Here is a 25,819-nt window from a genome sequence, read left to right on the forward strand (position 1 = left end):
GCCCGGAAAGCGGATACTTGTCGCGAGAGGATGCTGCAGCCGACCGCCAAGGCGGAGCTTTCGAGCTTCGAGCTCGTCCGCCACTACTTCGACCTCGCCGCCGATCGCCTGGCGCTGCCCGACGACCTGCGCGAGGTGCTGCTGACGGCGTACCGCGAGGTGCAGGTGGCGATCCCGGTCAGGCTCTCCGACGGCAGGATCACGACGTTCCACGGCTACCGCGTGCAGCACAACGGCGCGCGCGGGCCGTTCAAGGGCGGGATCCGCTTCCACCCCCAGGTCGACCTCGACGAGTTCCGCGCGCTGGCGGCGCTGATGACGTGGAAGACGGCGATCGTCGGCGTGCCGTTCGGCGGCGCGAAGGGCGGGGTCGACTGCGATCCGTCGCTGCTGCAGCCGCACGAGCTGGAGAAGCTGACGCGCGCCTTCACCCAGCGGATCGACAAGGTGCTCGGGCCGACGCGCGACATCCCGGCGCCCGACGTCAACACCAACGCGCAGGTGATGGCGTGGATGATGGACGAGTACGGCAAGGGCCACGGCTACACGCCCGGGATCGTGACCGGCAAGCCGATCGCGCTGGAGGGCTCGTTCGGGCGTGAGGCGGCGACCGCGCGCGGGCTCGTCTACCTCTTCAGGGAGGCGGCGCCGGCGGTCAACCTGGTGCCGCAGGAGGCGACGGTCGCGATCCAGGGCTACGGCAACGTCGGCTCGTGGGCCGGGCGGCTGCTGAGCAGGCTCGGCGCGCGCGTCGTCGCGGTCGCCGACGAGAGCGGGGCGGTCCGCGCCGAGCGCGGCCTCGACACCGACGCGCTCGCCGCGCACGTGCGCGACGGCGGACGGGTCGCCGACTACGTCGCCGACGGCGTCGAGCCGGTCAGCGGCGAGGAGTTCCTCGCGACCGACTGCGACGTCTTCGTGCCGGCGGCGCTCGGCGGCGCGATCCACGCCGGCAATGCCGACCTGCTGCGCTGCCGGATGGTCGTCGAGGGCGCGAACGCGCCGACGACCCCGCAGGCCGACGAGCTGCTGCGTGAGAAGGGCGTCTTCATCGTCCCCGACGTGATGGCCAACGCCGGCGGCGTCGTCGTCTCCTACTTCGAGTGGGTCCAGAACCTGCAGCACTTCCGCTGGGACGAGCGCGAAGTCAACGACAAGCTCGGCACGATCATGCGGCGCGCCTACCGCGAGGTCGCGGCGCGGGCGGCCAAGCGCCCTGGTGACGGGTCGCTGCGGGTGGCGGCGTTCGAGCTGGGGATCGAGCGCGTCGTCGAGGCGGCGCGGCTGCGCGGGAACTTCTAGAGCCGCAGCGTCCCGTCGACGACCACGACGACGTCGCCGCCGACGCGGACGCGATCGCCCTCGACGGCGGCCTCCAGCCGGCTCGGGCGACCCATCTCGACCCCTTGGGAGATCGTCACGCGCGGCGTGCCGGTGCGGGCGTGCAGGTAGGCGCAGAGCGGGCCGGCGGCGGAGCCGGTCGCGGGGTCCTCGCCGATTCCCGCGTCGAAGGCGAATGAGCGCGCGTGGACGCGGCCGTGCTCGGGATCCGGCGCGCAGGAGGCGGCGTAGAGCGTGACGGCGCCAAGCGGGTTCAGCAGCGCGGCGAGGGCCGCGTAGTCGGGCGTCGCGCGGACGGCGGCGTCGCCGTCGCGCAACGGCACGATCAGCTGCGGGACGCCGGTCGAGACGACCTGCGGCGGCAGCTCGGGGTCGCCGTCGGCGGCGGTCAGGCCGATCGCGGCGAGCGCGGCGGCGCGCTCGACCTCGGGGCCGAAGTCGGCCGGCTCCTGCAGCATCGAGGCGTAGGCGCGGTCGCCGTCGAGGTCGAGCGTGACCTCGACCGGCTGCAAGCCCGCGCCGGTCTGCTGGACGTAGCGGACGGTGCCGCTGGCGCCGGCGGCGCGGGCGACGGCGACGGCGGTGCCGAGCGACGGGTGGCCGGCGAAGGGCAGCTCGCGCGCGACCGTCCAGATGCGGTTGCGGTAGTCGGCGCCGGCGCTCGCCGCCTCGTCCGACGGGGTCTGGATGAAGGTCGTCTCCGACAGCCGGGTCTCGCGCGCGAAGGCGAGCATCGTCGCGTCGTCGAGCCCGTCGGCGTCGTGGACGACGGCGAGTCCGTTGCCCTCCAGCGGCGTGGCGGTGAAGACGTCGAGCAGCGTGTAGCGACGGGCGGCCACGGCGCGCGGCCGCCGCTCAGTCGTCGAAGTCGAAGTCGCGCGGCGGTCTCTGCTCGAACCAGAGACGGTCGTGCTCGGGCGTCTCCTGGAGGAAGTCAGGCGTCTCCTCCAGCACGTCCTCGTCGGAGGCGGCTTCGCCTTCGGGGCGCTCGTCGGCGAACGGCTCGTCCTCGTCCTCGATCCGCCACTCGGTCGTCGGCTGGTGGACGATGTCGCTGTGGCGCGGGTCGACCGCCGGCTCGTCATGGGCCGGATCGCCGTGCGGCGGGGTCGCCGTCTCGGCGGCCGGCTGCTCGTGCACGGCCGGCTCGGCGTGCGGCGGCGGCTCGGGCTGGGCGTGCTCGTCGGCGAAGGGCGCCTCCGGCTGCTCGGCCGGGGCGGCGCGCTGCTCGGGAGGCAGGATGCGGGTCTGCTCCTCCGGTGCGAGCTCGTGGTCGTCGTCGTCGTGCGCGGCGGCGGGCTCGTGCGCGGGCGGCGCCGGCTCGTGGGCGTCGTCGAGGCCGTGGTCGGCGGTCAGCGGCGCGTCGGCGTGCGACACGTCGGCGTACGGCGCTTCGGCGGGCTCGTGCGGGAGGGCGTCGTGCGGCTCCTCGTGCACGGAATCCTGCACCGGCGCGGGCTCGGGTTCGCGGCGCACTGGGCCGAGCGCCTCCTGCTCGGCGCGGGCGACCTCCGTGGGATCGGCCCCACGTCGGCGCTTCAGCTCCAGATGCTCGCGGATCGCGTCGTCCAGCAGACCCATGAGGACTTCATCCTACCCATGGAGCGGGCGGACGTGGCCGGTGCAGGCGCACGCCTACTCGGCCTCGACCGACGCGACGGTCGCAGCCGGCGCGCGCACGGTGCGGTTCTTCCCGCTGCGCTTGGCGGTGTAGAGGGCGGCGTCGGCGGCGGCGACGAGCTCGTCCTTCTCCGCGGTGGCGGAGGCGGCGACGCCGATGCTGACGGTGACCTGCAGCAGGCCCTCGCCGTCGAGGCGGGCGACCGCGAGCGCCTCGACGGCGGTGCGGACCCGCTCGGCGATCGTGAAGGCGCCCTCGAGGTCGGTCTGCGGGAGCGCGACGGCCATCTCCTCGCCGCCGTAGCGGGCCGGCTCGTCGATCTCGCGCGAGGACTCGCGCAGCACCCGCGCGACCTCTCTGAGGACGACGTCGCCCTGCTGGTGGCCGTAGGTGTCGTTGACGCGCTTGAAGTTGTCGATGTCGAGCAGCAGCAGACCGACCGGCTGCCCGAACCGCTGGGCGGTCAGGACCTCCGCGGTCATCACCTCCTGGAAGCGGCGGTGGTTGAAGAGGCCGGTCAGCTCGTCGGTGACGGCCTGGCGGGCGACCTGGTCGTGCAGGTCGACGTTCTCCAGCGAGATCCCGGTCTGCGCGGCCAGCGAGCCGAGCAGCGCATGCTCCTCGTCGCCGAACGGGCGGCCGGCGCGGGCGACGACGACGTAGCCGAGCGGGCCGGCGTCCTCGCGCGCGCGAGGTATCGGGCTGGCGAGCGCGTGCAGGTCGCCGTCGCTGTGCTCGGCGGGCGCGTTGGTCGCGCGGGCGCGGCGCTCGGCGGCGTCGAGCACGGCGCCGAACGGCTCGATCTCGCCGACCCGGACCTCGTCGGTGCCCGCGCCGGCGCGGCCGGCGGTCGCCTCGACCGCCTCGGCGATCGTCTCGGTGCCGATCTCCAGCAGCGCGCGGCGATCGAGGTTGGAGGCGAAGGTCTCGCCGACCCGCTGGATCGAGGCGCGCAGCCGGCCGCGTTCGCGGTCCAGCTCGCCGATCCGCCGCTCCAGCTCGTGCGACATCTTGTTGAACTCGTCGCCGAGCTGGGCGAACTCGTCGCGGCCCTCGGTCGGGACCGCCGTGGAGAAGTCACCGCCGCCGATCCGCTTGGCGGCGGAAAGGAAGCGGCCGATCTGCCCCTGCAGCTGGCGCGAGACGAGGATCGCGCCGACGAAGGCGAGCACGAGGAACGCGCCGAGCAGGCCGAGCGCGAGCCGCCGGTTGCGCGCGACGGCGGTGGCGGTGCTGCTGGAGTCGGTGAGGACGGAGATCGCGTCCTGCGCGCCGTCGAAGTCGTCGGCGCGGAAGCCGGCGACGACGTAGTCGACGTCGCCGATGGTGGTCGTGCCGCGCTCAGGGAGGGGGGTTGCGCCGGTGGTGGCGCCGGCCGTGCCGGTGGCGCGGGCGGTGCCGGTGGCACCGGCGCGGCCGGCGGGCGGGAGCGAGCTGGCGAGGATGCGGTCGCCGCGACGCACGATGACTTCGACGTCCGGCGACGCGACGAGCTGCACGAAGGCCTCGGCGCCGAGGGTGGATGCCTGGACCGTCGCGAGCTGGTCGTTGCTGCCGTTGCCGCGCACGCGCGCCGAGCCGGCCGCGAGCGCGTCCGGGTCGCCGACGTCGACGAAGGGGGTGGCGCGGCCCGGGGTGGTGATCACGACGCGTTCGAGCCCCTTCTGCGCCGCGAGCGCCCGCGCCCGCCGGGTCGCGGCGGCCCGATCGCCGTCCCGGATCGCCGCTGTCAGCGCCCGGTCGCCGCCGAGCGCGCGGGCCGACAGCGCGGCCCGCTCGGCCGAGCGCTCGAAGATCCGCATGGCCGAGGTCACGTGCGCCCCCGCCCGCGCGTTCGCCTTCCCCTCCTCGCTGTCGGTCACCAGCCGCGAGACCGCCACGCCCAGCGCGACCATCGGCACGACCACGATCAGCATGAAGAACAGCGTCAGCCGCGTCCGAAAGCTCATCCGACCCCTTTGCACCGCCCGTTGGAGCGAGGCTACCCGCCCGATGCCGTCAGCGCGACGCCAACCCGCAACGCCACCCCGCCCCCTTCCGGCTACACTACGCGGACCAGTGCGCCCGCACCCCAGCTGGGCGCGCATACATGGGGCTATAGCTCAGCTGGGAGAGCGCCTGGATCGCACCCAGGAGGTCGCCGGTTCGAGCCCGGCTAGCTCCATACCAACGAAACCCTCGCACTAGCGGGGGTTTCGTCGTTTAGGGACCTTGGCGCTGGATTCGGGCTGGGGCTGCGGGTACCGGGTGCGGGTACCGAACGAGCGTCGTCGCGGGTGGCCTGGCCCGTAGGATCGAACGCAAGGTGCGCCAAACGACGCTGCATAGACGACTTCTCGCGGGTGACCAGATCACGGGCACATTCAGCCCCGCCGACTCCGAGCTTGAGACGCCGGGCGTTCTGAGTTGGTCGGCAGAACGCGGCGCTGACCTCGAACTCGCCGATCGATCGGACCCGTGGCCCAGCGACTTCGGCGACATCTTCACCGTTCACGGTCAGCCTCACGACGGCGAGGCGCTCACGCTCCTGCAGGCCCAGGTCCGAAGGACGACCGACCTCATGCGTGTCTCCCATGTCGCGAGTGGGGTCGTCGCCTTGGGGCAGCACGTGCTCCCGGACGACCGATGGTCTCATGCACGCTTCTGGCCTGGGCGCCTTCATGAATGGATGCCCGAGACAGGTCTTTCCATCGACTCTGATGAGGATCTGCGAGGCACGACTCTGCGGTGGCGAGCCCCTGAGCACCGAACCGTGACCCTTCCAGACGGACAGGTCGACTTCGTGCCAAGCGCGAGCTACGCGTGGAGCTACTCGCCAAGTTGGAGTATCGAAACGTCGATGTCGTTCGTGGCCGAGCCGACAGAACCCCTGACGATTCACGAGTTCCGCCACCGGTTCCGCAACCCGTTGCTCGCATTCGTGATCTTCGCGACTGATCGGCCAGACGAACTCGCGCACGAGGTCTACGCAGACAGAGCCGATCGGCGCAGCATCACCATTCTGCGCCCCGAGCACGTCTCGCTGGCGACGGACTGGCGCGCGACGACGGGGCATTTCCTGTTCGGGTCTGGCGATCTTACGGACGTCACCGCGTCTCTCGAAAGCTGGTTCGCACTCTGGCGGAAGACGTCTCGGTCGCTGGCACTCCTCTGCGAAACCATCCGTCTGGGCAGGATCTACTCAGTCCCGCGGTTCTTGACGCTCTACACCGCGGCGGAGAGCTATTGGAAGAACACCAAGACGCCCAGAGCCAGGTGGAGCCTAAGAGCGCTGGCAGACCGCGGAGGCGTGGCGGCGAGACTCACGGGCGCCACCCCTGAGGCGCTCGCCCTCATGGGCGCAGCTCGCAACTACCACGCCCATCTGGACGTCGGAAACCGTTTCTCTGCGGAAGAGATCAGCGACCAGACGTTTCAGTCGACCCGCCGACTGCATGCGCTGTTACAGGCGTGTCTGATGCGCGAGATCGGCCTGGACACTCCTGAGATCGAGCGGCTCCTCGCAGAGCACTATCGAGCCTGGCCCGTACCGTGACCCGAACCGTCGTCGCCGAGCACAACGTCGTCACGCTGCGCGTGCCGATCGGCACGTGGCCGGCCGGCACAGTCGGCACTGTCATTCGCGCCTACGGCAGCACCGGGCTTGTCGAGATCACCGACCCCGACGGCAAGACCATCGACACCATCCAGGTCCCCGCGGACCGACTTGACGCCAAGCGCGCTTAGGTCCGCTCAGGCGCCCGGAGCGGCGAGGTTCCCTAGAACGTGCCGGCTCTCTCGACGCGGGAGAGGTGGCACACCTTGAACTTTCTGCCACTACCGCAGAGACACGGATCGTTCCGGCCCAAACCGCGGGCTCTCGCTTCGGTGACGACGAAAAAGGCAACTTGGATCTCGTCATAGAACAACTCGAAGTCCGAGACCCGTCCAGGAGACAGTCGCTCCAGGGATGCCGTTACCAACAGACCGTATATCTGGACCAGGGACCACAACATCGCCCGGCGCCAGATGCGGTTCGGTCCGACGCTGACATCCGGTGCGCTCTCGCTATCGGTCCACTGAACGGTGTCGAGAAGCCCAATGGCGCTGTGATGCAGGATGTAGTTGTTCTGCGCGTTGACAAAGCGGAACAGCGACCAAAAGCGCCCCCGATACTCAGCGCGAACTACGGCCTCGACTTCGCGCACCAACCCGGCGAGATCCTTCCCGTGCCACGCGCGCGCCCCGTATCTGCCGAAGCGAGTATCGAGCTGCGCAGCCTCAGCGTCGCTGACCGTAGGGATCTTCTCGTCGCCGAGAAACTCCGGATGGTGCTCGCCCGCCCGGGCGAAAAGTACAGCCGAATGCTGCTGATGAGCCCGGAGGGCTTCCATCGGCGCTGATTCGTCGGTGACGCAGAGCAGCAACCACCAGGCGACGACCATGTGCTCGAACAGCGAGCGCCCGAGCATGCCGGCCTGCGGTCCGTATCCCCGATCGCACAGCAAGAGTCCCGCTCGGTAGGTCTTCGTCCCTTTACCGAACGTCCCGACGAAGACGTTGTTCAGCGACCCGGGTGTCATGGTCCACTCGGTTCGAGCAGACCCGTCCACCAGATCCTTGACCCAATCGCGAAGGCGCAAAGCAGCCTCAAACTCTTGAACTTCATTCCCCACGCGGGTCAACGGCCCATCGTCGGCCGTTGGCTGGTCGTCTCCGATCTCGTCCATCAGCCGTCGCCCGACGTGGTATCCGACTCCTCCGCCAGCCTGACCAACTCAGAGGTCCTCATGGTCAAGCCGCGAGCGAGCCGGCGAAGACTGGAGTAGCTCGGGTTCCGACGACCGGTCTCGACGTTCGAGATCCACCGCTGGTGCAGCTCAGCGCGGAGCGCCAGTTCTTCCTGAGTCAGGCCCAGCGTTCTGCGGCGTTCCGCCACGGCGCGGCCGAGGGCTTGCTGAGGCGTGAGCGCAGCGTTCACGCGCCTGAGCCTCCACGCGAAGGCGCCCAAGCACAATGACATCCGAGTAGACATCGATATGACATTTGCGTAGAGTCATGGCGCATGGTCTGCGCGCCAGGCCGCCGCTAGGGCTGTCGGTCGACGGGCCTGGTCGCTACGTCGAGCCGTTGCGCTCAGCGAGCCGAACCAGCTCTGAGGTCGTCAGTTCCAGCCCGGCGGCGAGGCGGCGGAGGCTGGAGTAGCTCGGGTTGCGGTGGCCGTTCTCGACGTTGGAGATCCAGCGTTGATGGAGGCCCGCCCGCAGGGCGAGCTGCTCCTGGGTGAGGTCGAGGGCGGCACGCCGCTCGGCGACGGCACGGCCGAGTGCGAGCTGAGCGGGATCGGTGGGCACGAACGGGCAGCCTTCCCTCGACCTATGCCCAACTCAATGACATCCGAGTAGATATGAGGGGGAGCGATGGAGACGAAGCAGAGCCGCGAGCATGTTCAGCTCGGTCGGGCTGTGCGCGTCGTGCGCGCCGAGTTCGGGCTGTCTCAGGAGCGTGTGGGCCTCAATGGCAGGCTGCACCGCAACTATGTCGGCGCGATCGAGCGAGGCGAGATCAATCCGACGTTCCGCGTCTTGATGAAGCTCGCCAACGGCCTTGGAATCCCGCTCTCCGAACTGCTCGCCGTGTGCGAGGCGCTTGCGAGCCGTGACGAGTCGTAGACCCGCATCGAGGCTGCAACAGACGACGGTGCGCTTCGACGCCGACTCGTGGTCGCGGATCGGCGCCAAGGCCGAGCGCGTCGGCCTCTCCCGCGCAGCGTTCATCCGGGACGCCGCACGCGCCGAAATCGTGCGCGCCGAGGCGAGCGGCCAGCTCGGCGAGCTGGCCGCTCGGGTCGACCGCGTTGGTCGCGGTCTCCTTGTGGTGCGCGCAGCGCAGAGCCGCCAATCGAGACCCCGGGGCGGTCTGATGGCTTAGGGCAAGCGGCGTCTCGACGCGACGCCCGCGTGGTGACCATCGAACACCGTGCATCTAGTCTGTCCGTCCTCTTCGGCGTCCATCTCGTGATGCGCGTCATCTCGCGCTGAGCGCTATCGCTGCGGTCGACTCGACGCCGTAGGCGTGGGTCGTTGAGCTGCGAGCGAAGCTCGCGCTGAAGTTCTGCGCGGGTGGTTGTCGCGCCGTCCGCTTAACGTGGCATGAGGGCATTCGGGTACGTCGATGCCAGCGTGCTGGTGGCGCCTGCGATCGCCACCAGGACCACTTTTCGTCGAGATTCCGCTGTAGGGAGTGTGAGCCCCCGCTCGACTCCCCCGCTCCCGAGAAGCTGCGCCTCGTCGGTGACGACCGGCAGCCCCGATACGTGGGCCGGCCACGGGAGCACCGCAAACTTCTTTGGGGCTTTCTGGCCGGTGCACGGGAGACCGTCCATGAGCACCCATCTGTGCAGCTTTGGTCCGCCCTTCTCGCGTTGGGGAGGTGGGTGTCTAGCGCGATCTCCGCGACCTCCCCACATGGACCCGGATCAACTCGCTCGCGGCCCGCCACGTGTCGGCGACGCAGCGCTCGTAGGTCGGCCTCTGCAACTCGCGGGGGTGGATTTCGCAGCGTTTGCGACGGAGCACTCAGGCGAACCGGGCTCGCGCGGGACCTCTGCGGGAGCGAGTTGAGGACAGGCGCGACGTGCGTCTGGTCAAGGAGACGAAATGTCTACGCAACATCGAAGTCATGACGGACCTGACCCGGAGATGGTCACGGCGGTCGTGGGCGGGCTCGCGGTCATGGCGGCTGTCGGGCTGGTGCTGGTCGAGATCCCGTTGGGTGTCTGGGCGCTGCTGCGCGGCGAGCTGTTCCTGGCCAACCCGTTGACGGTCATCGCGGGCTTGATCCAATTGTTGGTCGCGGTCGCGACGAGAAGACCGTTCGATCCGCCGGCGGCGTTCGGCGTGTCGCCGGACGAGCTGCCGCCGCTGTGGGTGGCGATCGTGATCAACGCGATGGTGCTGTCCGGGGTCGTGCTGCTGGTGGTCGGCGGGTGGTTCCGGGTCGACCGCTGGCGCAGCCGGTCACAGCTCGGGACGATCTCCGGCAGCCCGAAGCGGAAGGTCGAGAAGCGGGTGTGGGCCAAGCCGCGCGATCTGCTGCATCTCCAGCCACTCGTCGGTTCGCGCTCGGGCGCCGTCCGGCGCGCGTCCAATGCGTTGATGCGCGTGCTGCTGTGGGTGAGATCGGCGCCGGCGCCGATCGGCGGCGACAGCTGGAACCTCGGCAGGCTCCACGGCGCCGAGCTGCGGTCTGGCCGCGAGGTGAACGTGATCGGCCTGGCCCCGACGGGTGCGGGCAAGACGATGCGTCTGGTCGCGACCGCGATCCGGGAGCACCTCGGTCCGATGATCGTGCTGCTGAACAAGACCGACGTGATGCTGCACACGCTCGCGGCGTGCGCGCGGCGAGGGCCGGTGTGGATCTTCGCGCCGATGACGGACCTCACCCGCCTCGGCTTGAACGGCTGCTGCTGGACGCCGCTGTTCGGGTGCGAGGATTGGGGCACCGCGTTGCGGACGAGCCGCGCGCTGTTCGACGCGGACCCGAACGCGGCGAAGTCCTCGGCCGGCTCCGACGGCGCGCACTTCTACGCGAGCGAGGCGAAGAACAAGGTGCTGCCGCCGCTGCTGCACGCGGCGGCGCTGGCGGGTCGGTCGATGAGCGACGTACTCGGTTGGCTGCAAGGTGGCCTGGCCGCGCTGGATGAGCCGCGCGAACTGCTTGAGGAGCACGGTGCCGAGCACGCGGCGCTGATCGTCGCGGGGATTCAGCAGCAGGACGAGCGTGCGCGCTCGTACTCGCTGGCGACCGCCGCGCAGCTCGTCGCCGTCTACCGCTTCCCGGAGGTCCAGGCGATCGACCGCGACGGCTTCGACGTCGAGCAGTTGCTCGCCAAGGGCGGGACGTTGTTCCTGATCGCGCCGGAGAGCATGCAGGACGAGCTGGCGCCGCTCCTTGGCGGGATCCTTGGCGAAGTCGTGCGGTTCTGCGAGGACCGCGCGTCGCGCTCACACGACATGCGGCGACTGCCGTTGGTGAAGATCGTCGCCGACGAGGCCGCGCACCTCGCTCCGTTGGCTGAGCTGCCGACGTACCTCGCCGTCAGCCGCGGCTGGGGCGTGCGCTGGATGCTGATCTACCAGTCGCTGGCACAGTTGCGCGCGCGGTACGGCGTGCAGGCCGACACCATCCTGGCGAACACCGGAGCGAAGCTGCTCCTCGGGCCGATCCACGATCGCGCGACGCGGGAGGAGCTGATGGCGCTGCTCGGCGACGAGCCGATCACTCGCACGTCGCACACGACGCGCGCCTGGGGCGGAGACCGGTCGATCACCCAGGCGCAGGAGCAGCGACCGAAGCTCTCCGCCGATGACCTCGCCCGGCTGGGCGAGGGCGAAGCCGTGCTGATCCACGGCCGTGACGTGCCCGCGATCGTCCGGCTGCCGTTTTGGTGGGAGTGGACCGGCGCACGCTCGCCGGAGGACGCGCTCGACTGGGAGGAGGGCGAGCAGCGGTGATGACGGCCGCCAGCATCCCTGCCGCCACGGGCGGCGACTACGCCGGCTACCTCGACGGCAAGACGATGGTGCCGGAGCAGGGCGACTACTACCTCGGCCGGGACGGGCTCCCGGCCGAGGCGCCGGGACGCTGGATCGGGAATGCCGACGCGCTCACGCGCGTCGGCATCACCCCCGGTCCCGCCCACGCCGACGACCTCCGCGCGCTGATGGCCGGACACCGCCCCGGCCAGCCCGACGAGTTCCTGCGGGCGGCCGGGCCGGACGGGTCGCGTGCGGCCGGGATCGACGTGACGTTCTCGGCGCCGAAGTCGGTCAGCATCGCGTGGGCGCTCGGCGACCAGGCGCAGCGCGCCGAGATCGAAGCCGCGCACCGCGCCGCCGTCGAGCAGGCGGTCGGCTACCTCGGTCGGACGGTCGAGCTGACGACTCGCTGGAATCCCGCGCAGGGCGCCTCGGTGCCGGCGCCGGCCGCGCACGTGCACGCGGCCGAGTTCGTCCACACGACCGCGCGCGGCGTCGGCGACGGCGCGCCGGATCCGCAGCTTCACAGCCATGTCGTGATCACCAGCGTCGAGCGCACCGACGGCCGCATCGCGGCGGTGCGGTCGCGGCCGGTGCTCCGCTCCGCCCGCGAGGGCGGCGCCCTCTACCGCGCGCAGCTCGCGCACGAGCTGCGCCAGCGCGGCTACGGGATCGAGTCGGCCGGCGAGGACGGCCGCTACTTCCGCATCGACGGGATCACACCCGATCTCGAAGCGGCGTTCTCCAAGCGTTCCGTCGAGGTCCAACGGGCGGCTCGAGCTTTTCGCGCTGAGCACGGTCGCGCACCCGAGCGCGGCGAGCTGCGCGCGCTTGCGATCCAGACGCGTAGCGAGAAGGTCCCGCACACGCGCCCCGAACTCGATGCGAGCTGGCAGGCGACCGCCGCGCCGCACGGTTTCGACCGGGCGCAGGCGGCCGAGCTGCGGGCACCGGGCCGACCGGCAACGTTGCCGGTCGCCGACCGCTGGGCCGAAGCGGTCGAGCGCGAAGCGACGGCGAGCCGTGCTGTCTTCGACGCCAGGGAGCTGCGGACGGTCGCGCTCGAACAAGCCGCCGGCCACGGCCTCGCCCCCGCCGACGCGCTCGCCGGCGCCGACCACCTGCGCGGCACCGGCCGCGTGCTCGATCTCGCGGACGGGCGGATGACGACCGCCTCAGTGCGTGAGGCTGAGACGACGATCTCGACCAGCTTGCAGGCGATGGCTGCCGACTCCGCTCGCGCGATCGACGCGCACGCTCGCGCGGCCGCCATCGCCGCCGTTGAGCAGCGGATCGGTGCCGAGCTGTCCGCAGAGCAGCGCGCGGCGATCGATACCATCACCGCGCCCGGCCGCGCCGCCGTGTTGATCGGTCCGGCCGGGACCGGCAAGGGCGTAGTGATCGACGCCGCCGCGCACGCCGAGCAGGCCGCCGGCCGCGAGGTCTACGGCGTCGCCGTCGCCGGCCGCACCGCGCAGCGTCTCGGCGAAAGCGCCCCATCCTTGGAAGGGCGGGTGAAGACGATCGACGGCTTCATCGCCTCCGTCGAGCACGGCCGGCTCCCGCTCGACACCCGCACGACGGTCTACGTCGACGAAGCCGGCATGGGCGACACCGATCGCCTGCACCGCCTGACCGAACTCGTCGCCGAACGCGGCGGCGCGCTGGTGGCGATCGGCGACGGCCGCCAGCTCTCGGCCATCGGCGCGGGCGGCATGTTCGACCGCCTCGCCGCCGAGCTGCCGAGCGCCGAGCTGCAGACCGTCCACCGCGCCAGCGATCCCGCCGAGCGCGACGCCTGGCACGCACTCCGCACCGGAGACGCACGTGCGGCGCTGGCGTTCTACCAAGAGCGCGGCCACGTCCACCTCAGCGACACCCGCGATCAGGCGATCGAGCACGCCGCCCACTCCTACGACCAGCTCGCCAGCGAGCACGGCCACGGCCAGATCGCGTTGATGAGCGACGCCAGCAACGTCGAGATCGACCACCTCAACCTCCGCATCCAAGCCCTGCGCCGCTCCCGCGAAGAGCTGTCACCCGAGCGTCTCGCGCATCCCGACGGCCACCATTTCCATGCCGGCGACCGCGTCATCTGGACCCGCCCGATGCCGACCCGCGACGGCGCCCGCGTCGAAAACGGCCAACGCGGCGAGATCACCAGGCTCGACGGCGACCGGCTCGCCGTCCAGCTCGACGGCGGCGACCGCACCGTCACAGTCGACGCCGACCGCCTCGACGCGCTCAGACTCGGCTACGCCACGCACGTCGTGCGCGAGCAGGGCGCAACCGTCAGACGCTCGGTCGTGGTGACCGGCAGCTGGCAGACCTCCCGCGAAACCGCCTACGTCGAAAGCACCCGCGCGACCCACGGCGTCGAGTGGCACATCGCCCGAGACGACCTCGACGGCCACCACGACACCGACCGCCTCGACCAACTCGCCGACCGCATGAGCGCCAGCCGCGCCCAAGAACCGTCCCTGAACGTCGAACTGCACGACCCCGCCCGGCTCCCCGACGACCCGCACCAGGCGCTCCACGTCGCGCGACTGCACTCGCCAGCCGCCGCACCCGACCTCGACCGTGGCGCCGACCGCGGGCTGGAGCTGGACCGATGACCGCCGCCGGCAGACGACCCCGCCGCGTCGCGATCACGCTCAAGCCAAGCGAGAGAGACGCGCTCGCAGCGCTCGCGCACCGCGCCCGCGAACCTGAGGCCACCACCGCCGCCCGGCTCCTGCGCGCCGCCCTCATCGACCACGGCGCCGCCCTCGATGCCGCCGTACGCCAACGCAACGCGCCGCCAGCCGTCGCCGAAGCCGACGCGGGCAGCGGCGCAGCGTGGCTGCCGCCCAGCCGCCGGGCCGTCGCGATCGAGGCGCTGCGCGACCGCTACCCGCACGAACTCAAACACCTCCGCGGCGACCCACTCGCCGACACGCACATCGCCGAACAAGCCGCCGCGCTCTCGCTCTGGCGCGAACAAATCGACAACGGCAACCACGCCGACCCACGCATGGAACTCGCCTTTTCACACGAACTGCGCACCTTCGCCAACTGGCTCCAAACCAACGCCCGCCGCCACCGCTAACCCGCACAGAGGACGGAACCGATGTCGCCCAACCGCACCGCCAACGAACCACCCCGCCGCCGCCTCACCCGCGCCGACGTAATGACGGCCAGAGAAGTCGCCGAAATGCTCAGCCTGCCCGTCTCGACCGTCTATGAGCTGGCTCGGCGGGATGTGCTGCCGTGTTCAAGGCTCGGACGCGCAGTTCGCTTTTTGCGAGAGGACATCGAATTCAGTCTTCGCCGGAAGGGCTAGACAGTGGGCTCGGCATGATCCCCTCTTGCACGTCGGCTATACGTGATCTCGTCAAAGTCAAACTTGAACGACTCCAGCCAATTCCCAACGAAATATCCTCGGGTGAAAAGACTCCAGACTGCTCAGGCTCAATAGTTGCATGAGCGTCAGGCTGCCGTTCACCGAGCAGTGCGACAATGCCGTTCCAATCCTCTTCGGCCTCATCGAGTCGCTCATCCTCTGCGACTGCGATGACGATGGTTCTTCCGTCGTCCGCGCGCTGCCCGAGCCACATCGAGAAGGAACTCAGCTTTCTCACACGGGCGGTTGAGGCTTTGACAATGTTCCTCAGCGGACCTTGCAGCTTGGCGGCTACATCGTCAGGAACCGGATCTCGCCAGTAGCGCTGTCCCAGGCGCAGCCGAAAGCGCTTTCTGGCCTTCCCAGAGATGGCCGGACGGAGATCCGACTGCGTGAGCAGGTTGTGTTTCGGCAGCCAAGCTCGTTGACGGAGATCTACAACCCAGAGCCCAGACTCAGCCTCCGCAAGCGCGATGAGACGAGGCGAGTTTGTTTTGGCCGCACGAGCGGCGTCCCCTTCCACTACGTAGGTACGCGCTACCTCTACCAGAGGCTCGATGCAATAGGAACGCAGCAGATCACAGCGCTGGGTCAGAACCGACCAACCAGCCTGCTCGCCCTCAATCGGAATGACCTCTGGATCGTTCTCACTCCATGGATCGTCATTCTGCAGCTTGACGGCCTCACGCGTCCCGATCAGTCCGCAGAACTCCTCTTGCATTGAGGGCGACGGGATCAGAAGCTCGGTCTCATTGGCCCGAAAGAACCATCCTTGGTCGATACCTTCTTCGAGGATCTGGTGAAGGACCTCCAACTCCTGCGTGGCTTCAGCGCTAAGGATCGCATCGAATTGTTCCGGCAAAGACAGGTCAACCGTCCTCGTCCGGTTCGCGGTAACCGGCGAGGAACTCGCTTGCGCTTCTGCTCGTTCCTCGTCTCCGCAAGGATGGAGACGGCCGCTGCAACCGCGCAGAGATTCTGTTTTCCTTCAACTGCTCTGCAAGAACATCACACGCTGCCGCGAAATCATCGTCCCGTTGAGCGCAGGCCAGGTCGAAGGGGCTCTGCCCGTCTCTGACAGGGTGCAACAGCGCAGCACGAACCAGTTGAGCGCTACCCGTTGCGGCATGATGAAGCGTGACGACGGCCGCAGCGACGCGACGAATCCACGCTTCTCGATGCGGGCTGTCGTGCAGACCGTCGAGCAGATTGTAGAGCTGGCGCCGTCTCAAGCCAACCATCGCTGCCACGTCAGCAGCTGACATGCCGCTGTGCACCCGCATGGCGCGGAGGACATCCGAAAGAGGCTCCAGGGGAGATGTCCAGGGCTGGACAACTACCGAGACGCGAATACTGGCGCGAGGGATCCACACCTCGTCAACCCGGTTGTAGCCCACATCCGTCGTCGCGAAGTCCGGATGCACGCAGGAAAACCACTCAGGCCAATACCGGCTCGCACCAGTTGGGCCGTCCGATATGACAAGTGAGGCGCTCTGCAGGTCTTCCAGCGGCAGGTTTCCCCAATGACCGATTCGAGAAATCTTCGCCGACGCGGTACCCCCACTGCCCATCGGGGCCAACACTGAAAGCTCAGGCATCCGAGGGCTCCTCTGGTCGGAAGGTCAAGAAGTGGTCCTTCTGTACGCACCACTTGAACAGCTCGAAGGTGGAGTGGTTGAAGTCTGCGAGCAACCTGCTCTGGGCGTCGACGTCGAAGACCGCTGACGTATCGTCGTAGAAGTCGAGGTCCAGAATATAGCGGTCTGCCGCATCGGAATCCGGCACAAGCCCATGTCGCAGCGTGCAGGTGCCTCGGTCCTGCTCAAACCGAAGTTCCTGCATGGACATACGCAGTCTCGACAGCAGCTCATTCGCGCCCACGACACCAACAAGCTCTGGCCGCACTATTTTCGCGAGGTCGGCGGGAGTCGGCCTTTCAGGACAGGCCAACCGGTTGACATAGCGCAACCCGATCCTGGTCTGGCTCGCAATCCCGATCGCGTCAACGACTACTCCGGAAGCTGCGATCCACCGAGCAAGGAAATCGCTGAAATCGTGATACGCAGTGGTTTCAAGCGAAAACGATTCGGCCGTGACCGTGACCGTCCATGCCCGGTCGACCGACAAGAACTGGTAGATAGCCTGCGGTGAGTCTTGCTCGCGCACGCCTTCTGGCCCGAGCTCAAAGTTCGCGGAGCGTCCTACTTGCACCTGCGGAAAACTCTTGGCGAGCGCGAGCTGGATCGGGCGAATATCGGAATCCGAAAGCCCGATCTGCCTTGGGAAACGCACCTGGCAGATGGCCAGCTCCAAGGGCGCGGCACGGAGGACGGGTTGTCTTTTGACGAAACCGAGATCAGCCACAGTGCACACCATACTGCACACCCTCAACGCCTCCTAAGAGTACGGAGGAACCTCCGACTCAGCGCCCTCCGCCTCGTCTTCGCTACTTCGTGTTGCAGCCGCATCGAACGCCGCATTCACCGCCACGATCGCCGCTGGGTCGATCTTGCTGTGCAGGTAGCGGTTCGTCGTCCGCAGCTCAGCGTGGCCGAGCACGTCGCGGACGGTCACGAGGGGAAGGGTGCGGGCGAGCACCGACCCGGCGGCGTGACGAAGGCCGTGGAGCTTGATGGGGCGCAGGCCGGCGGCGGCGGTCGCGCGCTTGTAGCGACGGCGGATCGCCGATGGGTCGAGGCGTTCGCCGAAGCGGTTGCAGAACACGTAGTCGTTGGGGTCGCTGAAATCGGGACGCTGGCCAAGGCGCGCGAGCGCCTCAGCACCTTGGCGGGGGATCGGGACCTGTCGGCCGCGTCTGCCCTTTGGCAGCTTCTCGACGCCAGCGCTCACCGCTCTCTCGACATCAAGCACGGCCCCTGAGAGATCTGGCAGGAACTGGACGTGACGCCATTTCAGCGCGATGACCTCGCCGAGGCGCATGCCGCTGTAGAACTTCACGCGGAAGAGGTCGGCGTCCTGGCGATCCTCGACATGACGAGCGGCCTGCTCTTCGTCGCTGAGCGCCATGGGGCGGCCCTTGTAGTTCGGCGCGGCGGTGCGGTGGGCGCCGCGCTCGCACACTCGCGCGAGCGCCTCGACCTCCTCGACCTCGTAGTGGTCAAGGGGCGGTGGCGGCGGCTGGTAGCGCTTGTCCGTGCCGGCGGCGGGATTGGTGGCGAGCGAGTACGTGTCGGGCTTCATCGCGTACGTGAAGACGGCGTGGAGGATCGAGCGGTGTTCGTTGACGTTGCGCGCCGACAGGCCCTCGGTGTCGAGGTCGCGGAGGAACTGTGCGACCTCGCGTGGCGTGATCTCGTCGTGGTGTCGATCGCCGAAGCGAGCCATCACGCGGCCTTTGATTCTGCCTCTGCCGCGCTTGTACGGCTCGCCGGGCTCGCGCAGAAGCAGCGCGTCGTTGGCCAGCGTCGACGGCGCGCCGCCCTTCACGTCCCGCTTCCACTCCAGCCACTCGCGCGCGACTCTGCGGAAGGTCGGGATGCCGGCTCGCGCGGCAGCGTCTGCGGCGGCCTGGTGCTCCTGCTCGACGGCGACGACCATCTCGGCCGCGGCGGCGTGCGCGGAACGCTCGTCCAGCCAACCGTCCTTCGGCCGCCCTCTTCTGCGAGTCCAGCCGCCGGCGCCATCCGACTCGATCCAAGCCGGGCCAAGCCGGCGCTTGATCTGCCTGCCGCCGGCGGCGCGCCACTTCGCCTCGAAGAAGGGCGTCCCGTCCTTCGCGAGGCGAATGACGACGGCGGGTGTCGGAGTAGCGGCCACACGCCGAGGGTACCAGTAGATCCAGTGCGGGTACCAACCAATGAGCGGGTACCAATGCGGGTACCGAACTAGCCAATATCGGCTCTAGAACCGGCTATCCCACGAGATCGAACCGCCCGTACCAGAGCGTTCCATACGGCTCATACCTGGATCGCACCCAGGAGGTCGCCGGTTCGAGCCCGGCTAGCTCCACTTCACAAGTCGCCGCGCAAACCATTTGCGCGGCGACTTTGTATTTGGGGAGGATCTCCGCCCGGCTGTTGACCTGGAGGTCCTCGATCAGCAGGCGCAAGAGCGCCTTCGTCTCCTCCGGTCTCGCGGCCTTCAGTGTGTCTTCGAAGTGGGACGGGATCGTCTACGCCGAACCCGGCAGCGGCGTGCAGGCGGTCGAGCGCGATCCCGTCAGCGGGCGCGTGCTGGGCGCCGGCGACCCGCGCCGCGGCGGCGGCGCCGTGCTCGCCTAGACGCCCCGCCGGGCGCGGCGGGGTCTGATGCTCTGCGCGTTGCGGAAGAGGTTCCCCGGGTCGTATCTCGCCTTGACCCGCTGCAGCCGCGGATAGTTCTCGCCGTAGTACTGCTTCTCCCAGTCGGCGATCCCGCGGTTGGGAAAGTTCTGGTAGCTCTCGTCGGGCGTGTGCGGCTCGACGAGGCCGATCATCCGGTTGGTCCAGTCGACCAGGCCCGCGCGCACCGAGCGCGGCGCGTCGATCGGCCAGACCGGCGTGGCGCGCAGCAGCGTGAGCGCGTCGCGGTGGACGTAGGCGGTGTCGCGGCGCCCGACCCTGCCGACGATCGGACCGCCGACCCAGCCGAGCGACCACATCGACCCGTTCGCCTCGGCCGTGCGCGACGGGCACTCGGCCAGCAGGTCGACGACCTTCGCGTAGACGGCGTCGGGCAGCGGCCTGGCGGCGTAGCGCGAGACGTCGCCGAAGGCGTGGCGCTCCAGCTCTCTGCTGGCGAACGTCGCCTGCATGTCCCAGTAGGGCATCGTGACCAGCTGCGTCCTGACCGGCGTGCCGGCCGCATCGATCAGCGGCTTGACCAGCTCTCTGAGCTCCTCCAGCGGCCCGATGTACTGGCCGCGCGAGAAGACGTCGATCGCCTCGCGCGGGCCGCCCGGGCCGACGGGCGACGCCTGCGCGGAGGCGACCGCGTTGAGCGCGGCGGGCGCTCTGGTCAGCAGGTGGTCGAAGGCGCGCAGGACGGCGGTCGCGGCGTCGGCGCCGCGCCAGTCGAAGCGGTAGAACGCGACCTCTCGGCGGGGCACGCGCGGCAGCTGAAACGTCCACTGCGTGTTGATGCCGAAGCTGCCCCCGGCGCCGCCGCGGCAGGCCCAGAAGAGGTCACGGTTCGTGTCGGCGTCGATCCGCCGCACGCGGCGCTCGGCGGTGACGATCCGCGAGCTCACGAGGTGGTCGGCGGTCAGCCCCGCCCAGTGGGTGTTGTAGCCGATGCCGCCGCCGAGCACGAGGCCGCCGACGCCGACGCCGAGGCAGGTGCCGCCCGGCAGGATCCAGTCGCCGCCGACGGTCGCGTCGAAGACGTTCTGGTTGCGCGCCGCGCCGCCCATCGTCACGACGCCGGTCGCCTTGTCGAGCTGCACGCGGGTGAGCGCGCCGACGTCGACCAGCAGGCCGCGCGTCGTCGAGAAGCCGGCGTAGCTGTGACCGCCGCCGCGGGCGACCGGGTCGACGCCGTGCTCCTGGGACCACTCGACGCACGCGAGCACGTCGCGCTCGCCGGCGCACTGCGCGACCGCGACGGGCTTGGTCCCGTCGTAGCGGGCGTTGGCGGGCGTGATGGCGGCGTCGTAGGTGGGATCGCCCGGAAGCAGCAGCCTGCCGCGCAGCGCCCGGCGCAGCTGCGCCAGAGCGCGTCTGTCGACGCGGCCGTTGGCGGCGCGCGCGTGCCAGGCGGGCGAGCGCGCCTCGGCGGCGAACGGCAGGAACAGCCCGAGCGAGCCGGCGGCGCCGGAGCGCAGCAGGTCGCGTCGCGTCAACCGGCTCATCTTCTGACCACCTCGATCGCGTTCATCATTCCGAGGTCCTCGTGGGAGAGGACGTGGCAGTGCTCGACGAATCTGCCGGTGAAGTCGGTGAACCCGACCTCGAAGGTGAGCGAGTCGCCGGTGCGCCCGGTGAGCGCCTGCGTGTCGCGCCACTGCGGCCGTGAGAGCCTGCGCCCGTTGATCGCCGTGATCTTGAACGGGTTGACGTGCACGTGGTAGACGTGGGCGTGGTCAGCGAGCTTGTTGTCGGTGCCGTTGACCAGCGTCCACTCCTCGGCGGTGCCGAGTCGCGCCCGGTAGGGCTTGTTGCCCATCACGAACGGGCGACCGTCGACGCCGAACGAGAGGAACTCGTTGTCGGGGTCGCGCTCGACGGTGAATTCGAAGCGCCGTCTGCGCACGACCTTCAGCCTTGGCGGGCGGAACGCCGGCAGGTCGTGCGGCAGCCGCATGCGCGGCCCGCTGCCGCGCACGACGACCGTCGCGATCGAGCGCGGCTGCAGCTCGGGCGGCTGGGCGTCGGGCGACTGCGCCGCGCCGGCGCGCGGACTCGCGGCGCTCGCCGACAGGTCGCACAGCAGCGACTGCGCGCGCCGCGACGCCGTCGCGGCGACCTCGTCCTGGTCGGCCGAGCGCGGCATGCCCGGGATGTTCGGTCTCTGGCTGGAGCCGGGAGTCAGCATCAGCTCATAGACGCCCGGTCTGCCGGCCTGCACGAGCGCGTCGACGCGGTTGCCGGCCGACATCATCAGCAGCTCCTCGCCCTCGGGCTCGGCCAGCGTCAGACCGTCCCAGCCGAGCACGTGGAGGTCGTGGCCCTCCAACGCCAGCGACATGAACTTGCCCTCGGCGGCGTTGAGCAGGCGCCAGCGCTGGACCTCGCCCGGGTACATCGTGATCGTCGGCTTCATCCTGCCGTTGACCGTGTACATCAGGTTCGTGCGCGGGAAGAACGCCTGCTCCTTGGTGGGGTTCGGGATCGGGTCCATCAGGGCGTAGTCGGGCCCGACCTCGATCGCCTGCATGACGAGGATCCGCTCCTTGGCGGCGCGCACCTCGGGGACGTCGTCGAGGTCGCCGCGCACGATCAGCAGCCCCGCCATGCCCGCGCGCACCTGCTGGCACACGCCGCCGTGGCGGTGCGGGTGGTACCAGAAGAGCCCCGCCGGGTGGTCCTCGGGCAACTCGATCTCGTAGCGCTGGCGTTCGCCGGGCGGCACCGCGAGGAAGACGTTGTCGGAGTTGCCGCGCGGCGAGACGTGGAGGCCGTGGGTGTGGAGGTTGGTCGTCGTCCACTCGTGCGGGCGGTCCATCGTCGCGTGGTCGTGGTCGCCCTCGCCTCTGAGCTCCGGCAGGCGGTTGCGCAGGTCGACCCGCAGCACGTCGCCGCCGCGCAGCTCCCAGGTGTTGCCGGGGACCAGTCCGTCGTAGGTCCAGGTCCGGACCGGCGCCGGGGCGCCCATGTCGACGACGGCGGGCTTGCAGACGAGCTTGACGTCGAGCCTGCCGCGGCGGCTGCGCAGCACCCGCGGGCGCCGCAGCTCGGGGCCGAGCGCCTGGGCGGCGCGAGCCGCGGGAGCCGTCCCCGGCCCGGGGGTCGCTCCCGCGCGCGCCGCACGCAGCAGCTCGGGGGCGGCGAGCGCAGCCGCCAGCGCGCCCGCTCCGTACGTGATCGCCGTGCGGCGCGTGACTGCTGGTCTCACGCCCTGATTGTAGGAGCGAGGACGACCTGCACCAGGGACCCAGGTCCCTTTCGACGCCGGTTGCCATGCGCAACGCTGAACCGGCCAATCGAACGTGGACAGGGTGAAGATGCAGCACGCATGTAGAGGAACGGCGGGGCGGCGCGGGAGTCGGGTGATCGCTGCGGCCCTGGCCGCTGCCGGCGCCGCCGTGTTCGCCGCGCCGGCCGGCGCAAGTGCGGCGGAACCGCTGGGCACGGCGGTCGCGGCGCGGACGGCGCAGTGCCCTGCGCCGTGCAGACGCGATGCCACGCTGACGCGGTCGATCCGCCAGGCGCTCGCCACCACCGCCGCGCCGGGCGCGATCGTCGGCGTCTGGCAGCCGGGCAGGCGGGCCTACGTGCGCAGCTTCGGCGTCCGGAACACGACGACGCGCCAGCCGATGCGCAGCGACCTGTTCATGCGCATCGGCAGCGTCACCAAGACGTTCACGGTGACGGCCCTGCTGCAGCTCGTCGACCAGAGGAAGGTCGCGCTCGACGACCCGATCTCCAAGTACGTCCCGGGCGTCGTCAGCGGCGACACGATCACGCTGCGGCAGCTCGCGTCGATGCGCAGCGGCTTGGTCGACTACTCGATCGTCCCGGCGCTCGACAGGTCGATGACGGACGATCCGTACCAGTCGCTGAGGCCGCAGCAGCTGCTTTCGTACGCGATCGGCGCGCCGCTGCTGTTCGCGCCGGGGACCTCGTTCGCCTACTCGAACACGAACGCGATCCTGCTCGGCCTCGTCGTCGAGCAGGTCTCGGGCGAGAGACTCGGCGCCTACATCAGGAGGCACATCACGGCGCCGCTCGGGATGCGGCAGACGAGCTTCCCCACCGGCACCGCGTTCCCCTCGCCCCACGCTCGAGGCTACGCCAACGCGACGCCGGACAGGACGGTCGCCGACGCGACGGACTGGAACTCCAGCTGGACGTGGGCGGCCGGGCAGATGGTCTCGACGCTGCACGACCTGCGCATCTGGGTGCCCCGCCTCGCCACCGGCCGCGGGCTGCTGTCGGCGGCGACCCAGCGCGCCCGCCTGCGGTCCCTCGCGGGTCCCAACACGGGCACCTACGGGCTCGGCATGTTCGCCGTCGGCGGGTGGATCGGCCACAACGGCTCGCTGCCCGGCTACCAGACGGTCGCCCTGCACCACCCGCGGACGAGAACGACGATCGTGGCGCTGATCAACACCGACATAGCGCGCGGAGGCGTCGCTCCGAGCACCGCGATCGGCGAGGCGATCAGAAAGGTCGTCAGCCCGCGCAACGTCCACAGGCTGCCTGCCTCCCCATAGAGCGGCCCGAGCCCCGTCAGCCGAGGCGACCGAGGCCTCGATTTCCAATCTTGGGTACGAGGTGCCGGTCGAGGACGCCAGGATCGAAGTGGCTCCGAAGTCGCCCGCATCGATCGTCGCATCGATGACACAGTCGCCGATGAGGAGCGTGCCCTCGGCGACGGCGCCTCTCAACGCGGTCGGAATGGTGCAGCCAGTTTCGGCGTGTCTCGACGCATAGATGTCGCTGATCTCGTCGGATGTCGGTCGTGGTCGGGACGACCTGTGCCGTGAACAGATCGTTTCCGTGGAGGCCGTGCTTCTGGGTGACGTCGTCCCAGATGCTGACGCGCCGTTCCGGGGATGCCGCTGAGCGGCAGCGCCGTCCCGATGCCCGGTGCGCCGTTGCCGTTCATCACGATCGCGCCAGGCCCAGAGGCCAGAAATGAGCGCCATCGGCGCCACGCGCGCCCGGCACGCCCTGAGACCCCTGCGGGCCCGGCGCGCCCTGCGGCCCCTCCATGCCCCGAGGTCCGATCGGGCCAACTGGGCCGACCAGACTCGCCGGGCCGATCGGCCCGGCGACGCCAGCCGCCCCCGCCGCGCCGGGCGCACCGGCCGAACCGGCCCAGCGTCGCAGCGCGTCACCACACAGAAACGGCGCTGGGAGAGACCACCACGCGGTTTGTACGCCGCCCGGTTCTCTCCATACCAACGAAACCCTCGCGGATGCGGGGGTTTCGTCGTTTCGGGGATCGCCCGAAATCGGCCCGAATCGCCGCCACTTTCTGCCACTAGTGGCAGAAATTCGTCCGATTGCCTGCGATGGGGCTAGATTCGCCGGATTCAAGGTGGCTGCTGCCGTGGACGCGAGCTATGGTGACCGCCCTGTCAACTGGTGGCCCCGGCCGTGCTACGAACACGCCGGGGCCTGGCACCGAAGGTTCTAGGCCCTCGGTACAGGTCGATTGTCGCGCACTCCGTTGAGGCGCGCGCACGTTCGCCCGCTCTGAGTCGCCTCGCTGACGGTGCCGTCGATCCTTTCTAGGAGGCGACGCACATGCAGTGCACTGATCATCCGCGAGCAACGCGACGCGTTGCGCGACGAGGCGATAGCCAGCCTCGTGGATCTGGAAGACATCCTCCTCCCGGTCTCGAACCCGCCGGACGGGACGACCGCGGGCGGGGGTCAGTGATGGCGACCTCCAGATCCAAGCGCCCCAGGTCCAAACGCTCGAAGTCCAAGTCCGCGACGGCGCCGAAGAGCGGTCCGGAGCATGTGATCCTCGGGCTGCGGTTCGTGAGACCCGCGCGCGCCGTGGCTTCTCGCAGGAGCGGCTGGGGTTCCACAGCGGGTTGCATCGCAACTATGTCGGCGCGATCGAGCGTGGCGAGATCAACCCGACGTTTCAGACGCTGCTTGCGGTCGCGGCGGGGCTCGGGCTGCCGTTGTCGGAGATCGTTGCGGCGGCCAGGATCGAGACGGTTGAGCAGCTTGCCGGCGTCGTGATCGAGCGGCTCGTGCGCGAGCACTTCGACGCACTGCTGCACCGGCTCGTGTGGCGGGTATGGCGCCTCGAGGAGCAGCTGCGTTCAGACGGGACGGATGCTGGAGCGCGGCAATGACTGACGCGACGATCACCGTCCCGGCCGCCGAGGTGGCGGCCGTGGTCTCGTCATTGCAGACGCTCTACTCCGTCCGGACCGAGGCGATGTCGTCCATCGCTCTCGACGACGATCCGGCGATCGTGGCGGCGCGGTTGCGGCCGCCGCCGAAGCACCCGACCACGCCCGGCACCACCGCCGCCCACCGCGAGGAGTTGACGATCATCGAGCATGTGCTCGACCAGCTCGTCTGCGACGGCGAGCTGGTCGATGACGCCGATCGGCCGGTCCGGGTCGACCGCGCCATCTTCGAGGCCGCCCTGCTGGACATGCTCCTCGACGCGGTCAACGACCTTGAGCAGGCCCGCAGCGAGTTCGCCGACATGCGGGACCTTGACGCGATGATCGAGCAGCACCATCGAGTCGGCGAGCTGCCGCAGTGCTCGGCTCCGCGCTGGACGGGGCGACCCAGCCCGGCGTGATCGTGCGATTGGCGCCGGATGTCGCGGCACGCGCCGCGGCGAGTGTGGGCCGACGGACGCGCCGGTGGTGCTGCT

Annotated in this window: 25 protein-coding genes and 2 tRNA genes; 15 read left to right on the forward strand and 12 right to left on the reverse strand. The window is 69.8% G+C overall.

The window, feature by feature from the left end:
* Positions 1-30: 30 nt before the first annotated feature.
* Entirely contained in the window at positions 31-1,302 is a 1,272-nt protein-coding gene (locus tag R7226_RS12145) for a Glu/Leu/Phe/Val family dehydrogenase (protein WP_318597427.1), read from the forward strand.
* Here the strand turns inward: R7226_RS12145 and R7226_RS12150 are convergent.
* The 3 genes from R7226_RS12150 to R7226_RS12160 are packed head-to-tail and all read right to left on the reverse strand — an operon-like array spanning position 1,299 to position 4,911.
* Positions 1,299-2,180: a PhzF family phenazine biosynthesis protein gene (locus R7226_RS12150; RefSeq protein WP_318597428.1), complete on the reverse strand. Its 882-nt coding sequence runs from the start codon at positions 2,178-2,180 to the stop codon at positions 1,299-1,301. The two genes, R7226_RS12145 and R7226_RS12150, sit on opposite strands and share 4 nt — an antisense overlap.
* Positions 2,181-2,196: 16 nt before the next feature.
* The gene (locus R7226_RS12155; protein ID WP_318597429.1) at positions 2,197-2,922 is read right to left on the reverse strand and encodes a hypothetical protein; all 726 of its coding nucleotides are present in this window, start codon (positions 2,920-2,922) and stop codon (positions 2,197-2,199) included.
* Between the two features lie 54 nt (positions 2,923-2,976).
* Positions 2,977-4,911 carry a GGDEF domain-containing protein gene (locus R7226_RS12160; RefSeq protein WP_318597430.1) on the reverse strand — a complete coding sequence of 645 codons (1,935 nt, stop codon included), beginning with the start codon at positions 4,909-4,911 and terminating at the stop codon, positions 2,977-2,979.
* A 142-nt stretch (positions 4,912-5,053) separates the two neighbouring features.
* Between R7226_RS12160 and R7226_RS12165 the strand changes: the two genes are divergently transcribed.
* From R7226_RS12165 to R7226_RS12175, 3 genes are all read left to right on the forward strand, one after another.
* A tRNA-Ala gene (locus R7226_RS12165) sits at positions 5,054-5,126 on the forward strand.
* A 141-nt stretch (positions 5,127-5,267) separates the two neighbouring features.
* Positions 5,268-6,497: an ApeA N-terminal domain 1-containing protein gene (locus R7226_RS12170; protein WP_318597432.1), complete on the forward strand. Its 1,230-nt coding sequence runs from the start codon at positions 5,268-5,270 to the stop codon at positions 6,495-6,497.
* Positions 6,494-6,688 (forward strand): DUF4926 domain-containing protein, encoded by a 195-nt coding sequence (locus R7226_RS12175; RefSeq protein ID WP_318597433.1) that lies wholly within the window; start codon positions 6,494-6,496, stop codon positions 6,686-6,688. The genes R7226_RS12170 and R7226_RS12175 overlap by 4 nt, the downstream gene beginning before the upstream one ends.
* A 32-nt stretch (positions 6,689-6,720) precedes the next feature.
* Here R7226_RS12175 and R7226_RS12180 read toward each other — a convergent pair whose 3' ends face one another.
* The 3 genes from R7226_RS12180 to R7226_RS12190 all read right to left on the reverse strand — a co-directional run bounded on the left by R7226_RS12180 (position 6,721) and on the right by R7226_RS12190 (position 8,295).
* Positions 6,721-7,671 carry a DUF5677 domain-containing protein gene (locus R7226_RS12180; RefSeq protein ID WP_318597434.1) on the reverse strand — a complete coding sequence of 317 codons (951 nt, stop codon included), beginning with the start codon at positions 7,669-7,671 and terminating at the stop codon, positions 6,721-6,723.
* Positions 7,671-7,922, reverse strand: a complete 252-nt coding sequence (locus R7226_RS12185) for a helix-turn-helix domain-containing protein (protein WP_318597435.1) — start codon at positions 7,920-7,922, stop codon at positions 7,671-7,673. Before R7226_RS12185 ends, R7226_RS12180 begins: the two co-directional genes overlap by 1 nt.
* A gap of 136 nt (positions 7,923-8,058) precedes the next feature.
* Positions 8,059-8,295 (reverse strand): helix-turn-helix domain-containing protein, encoded by a 237-nt coding sequence (locus R7226_RS12190; protein WP_318597436.1) that lies wholly within the window; start codon positions 8,293-8,295, stop codon positions 8,059-8,061.
* 66 nt (positions 8,296-8,361) lie between these two features.
* Here R7226_RS12190 and R7226_RS12195 point away from each other — a divergent pair, with 66 nt between their 5' ends.
* The 6 genes from R7226_RS12195 (at position 8,362) to R7226_RS31715 (ending at position 14,806) form a co-directional block, all read left to right on the forward strand.
* A complete protein-coding gene (locus tag R7226_RS12195; protein ID WP_318597437.1) occupies positions 8,362-8,613 on the forward strand; it encodes a helix-turn-helix domain-containing protein in 252 nt (83 codons plus the stop codon).
* Positions 8,614-8,641: 28 nt separating this feature from the next.
* Positions 8,642-8,872, forward strand: coding sequence for a hypothetical protein (locus R7226_RS12200; RefSeq protein ID WP_318597438.1), 231 nt, complete (start codon positions 8,642-8,644; stop codon positions 8,870-8,872).
* 785 nt (positions 8,873-9,657) lie between these two features.
* A complete protein-coding gene (locus R7226_RS12205) occupies positions 9,658-11,457 on the forward strand; it encodes a type IV secretory system conjugative DNA transfer family protein (protein WP_318597439.1) in 1,800 nt (599 codons plus the stop codon).
* Entirely contained in the window at positions 11,457-14,099 is a 2,643-nt protein-coding gene (gene mobF, locus R7226_RS12210) for a MobF family relaxase (protein WP_318597440.1), read from the forward strand. The genes R7226_RS12205 and mobF overlap by 1 nt, the downstream gene beginning before the upstream one ends.
* The gene (locus R7226_RS12215) at positions 14,096-14,572 is read left to right on the forward strand and encodes a hypothetical protein (RefSeq protein ID WP_318597441.1); all 477 of its coding nucleotides are present in this window, start codon (positions 14,096-14,098) and stop codon (positions 14,570-14,572) included. Before mobF ends, R7226_RS12215 begins: the two co-directional genes overlap by 4 nt.
* A gap of 81 nt (positions 14,573-14,653) precedes the next feature.
* A complete protein-coding gene (locus R7226_RS31715; protein WP_404827822.1) occupies positions 14,654-14,806 on the forward strand; it encodes a helix-turn-helix domain-containing protein in 153 nt (50 codons plus the stop codon).
* On the opposite strand, the gene R7226_RS12220 is transcribed toward R7226_RS31715, so the two are convergent.
* Genes R7226_RS12220 through R7226_RS12235 form a run of 4 tightly spaced genes read right to left on the reverse strand, consistent with a single transcriptional unit; the run spans position 14,784 to position 18,313 of the window.
* A complete protein-coding gene (locus tag R7226_RS12220) occupies positions 14,784-15,728 on the reverse strand; it encodes a hypothetical protein (protein WP_318597442.1) in 945 nt (314 codons plus the stop codon). The genes R7226_RS31715 and R7226_RS12220 overlap by 23 nt on opposite strands.
* Before the next feature lie 7 nt (positions 15,729-15,735).
* Positions 15,736-16,464 carry a helix-turn-helix domain-containing protein gene (locus R7226_RS12225; RefSeq protein ID WP_318597443.1) on the reverse strand — a complete coding sequence of 243 codons (729 nt, stop codon included), beginning with the start codon at positions 16,462-16,464 and terminating at the stop codon, positions 15,736-15,738.
* The gene (locus tag R7226_RS12230; protein WP_318597444.1) at positions 16,457-17,230 is read right to left on the reverse strand and encodes a TIGR04255 family protein; all 774 of its coding nucleotides are present in this window, start codon (positions 17,228-17,230) and stop codon (positions 16,457-16,459) included. The genes R7226_RS12225 and R7226_RS12230 overlap by 8 nt, the downstream gene beginning before the upstream one ends.
* 33 nt (positions 17,231-17,263) lie before the next feature.
* Positions 17,264-18,313, reverse strand: coding sequence for a site-specific integrase (locus R7226_RS12235; protein ID WP_318597445.1), 1,050 nt, complete (start codon positions 18,311-18,313; stop codon positions 17,264-17,266).
* Positions 18,314-18,776: 463 nt separating this feature from the next.
* Between R7226_RS12235 and R7226_RS12240 the strand changes: the two genes are divergently transcribed.
* Both R7226_RS12240 and R7226_RS12245 read left to right on the forward strand, forming a co-directional pair.
* Positions 18,777-18,835: transfer RNA gene (locus R7226_RS12240), tRNA-OTHER, on the forward strand.
* Positions 18,836-18,903: 68 nt separating this feature from the next.
* The gene (locus R7226_RS12245) at positions 18,904-19,107 is read left to right on the forward strand and encodes a hypothetical protein (protein ID WP_318597446.1); all 204 of its coding nucleotides are present in this window, start codon (positions 18,904-18,906) and stop codon (positions 19,105-19,107) included.
* Here the strand turns inward: R7226_RS12245 and R7226_RS12250 are convergent.
* On the reverse strand, positions 19,104-20,654 hold the full coding sequence (locus R7226_RS12250; RefSeq protein WP_318597447.1) for an FAD-binding oxidoreductase: 1,551 nt from the start codon (positions 20,652-20,654) through the stop codon (positions 19,104-19,106). The genes R7226_RS12245 and R7226_RS12250 overlap by 4 nt on opposite strands.
* Positions 20,651-22,357 (reverse strand): multicopper oxidase family protein, encoded by a 1,707-nt coding sequence (locus R7226_RS12255; protein ID WP_318597448.1) that lies wholly within the window; start codon positions 22,355-22,357, stop codon positions 20,651-20,653. The genes R7226_RS12250 and R7226_RS12255 overlap by 4 nt, the downstream gene beginning before the upstream one ends.
* 154 nt (positions 22,358-22,511) lie before the next feature.
* Between R7226_RS12255 and R7226_RS12260 the strand changes: the two genes are divergently transcribed.
* The 3 genes from R7226_RS12260 (at position 22,512) to R7226_RS12270 (ending at position 25,744) form a co-directional block, all read left to right on the forward strand.
* A complete protein-coding gene (locus R7226_RS12260) occupies positions 22,512-23,678 on the forward strand; it encodes a serine hydrolase domain-containing protein (RefSeq protein ID WP_318597449.1) in 1,167 nt (388 codons plus the stop codon).
* A 1,335-nt stretch (positions 23,679-25,013) separates the two neighbouring features.
* On the forward strand, positions 25,014-25,283 hold the full coding sequence (locus R7226_RS12265; RefSeq protein ID WP_318597450.1) for a helix-turn-helix domain-containing protein: 270 nt from the start codon (positions 25,014-25,016) through the stop codon (positions 25,281-25,283).
* Complete coding sequence (locus R7226_RS12270) at positions 25,280-25,744, forward strand: hypothetical protein (protein ID WP_318597451.1); 465 nt, start codon at positions 25,280-25,282, stop codon at positions 25,742-25,744. Before R7226_RS12265 ends, R7226_RS12270 begins: the two co-directional genes overlap by 4 nt.
* Positions 25,745-25,819 lie beyond the last annotated feature (75 nt).

The organism is Conexibacter stalactiti, from assembly GCF_033542075.1.
In the GTDB taxonomy this organism is placed as follows: domain Bacteria; phylum Actinomycetota; class Thermoleophilia; order Solirubrobacterales; family Solirubrobacteraceae; genus Conexibacter; species Conexibacter stalactiti.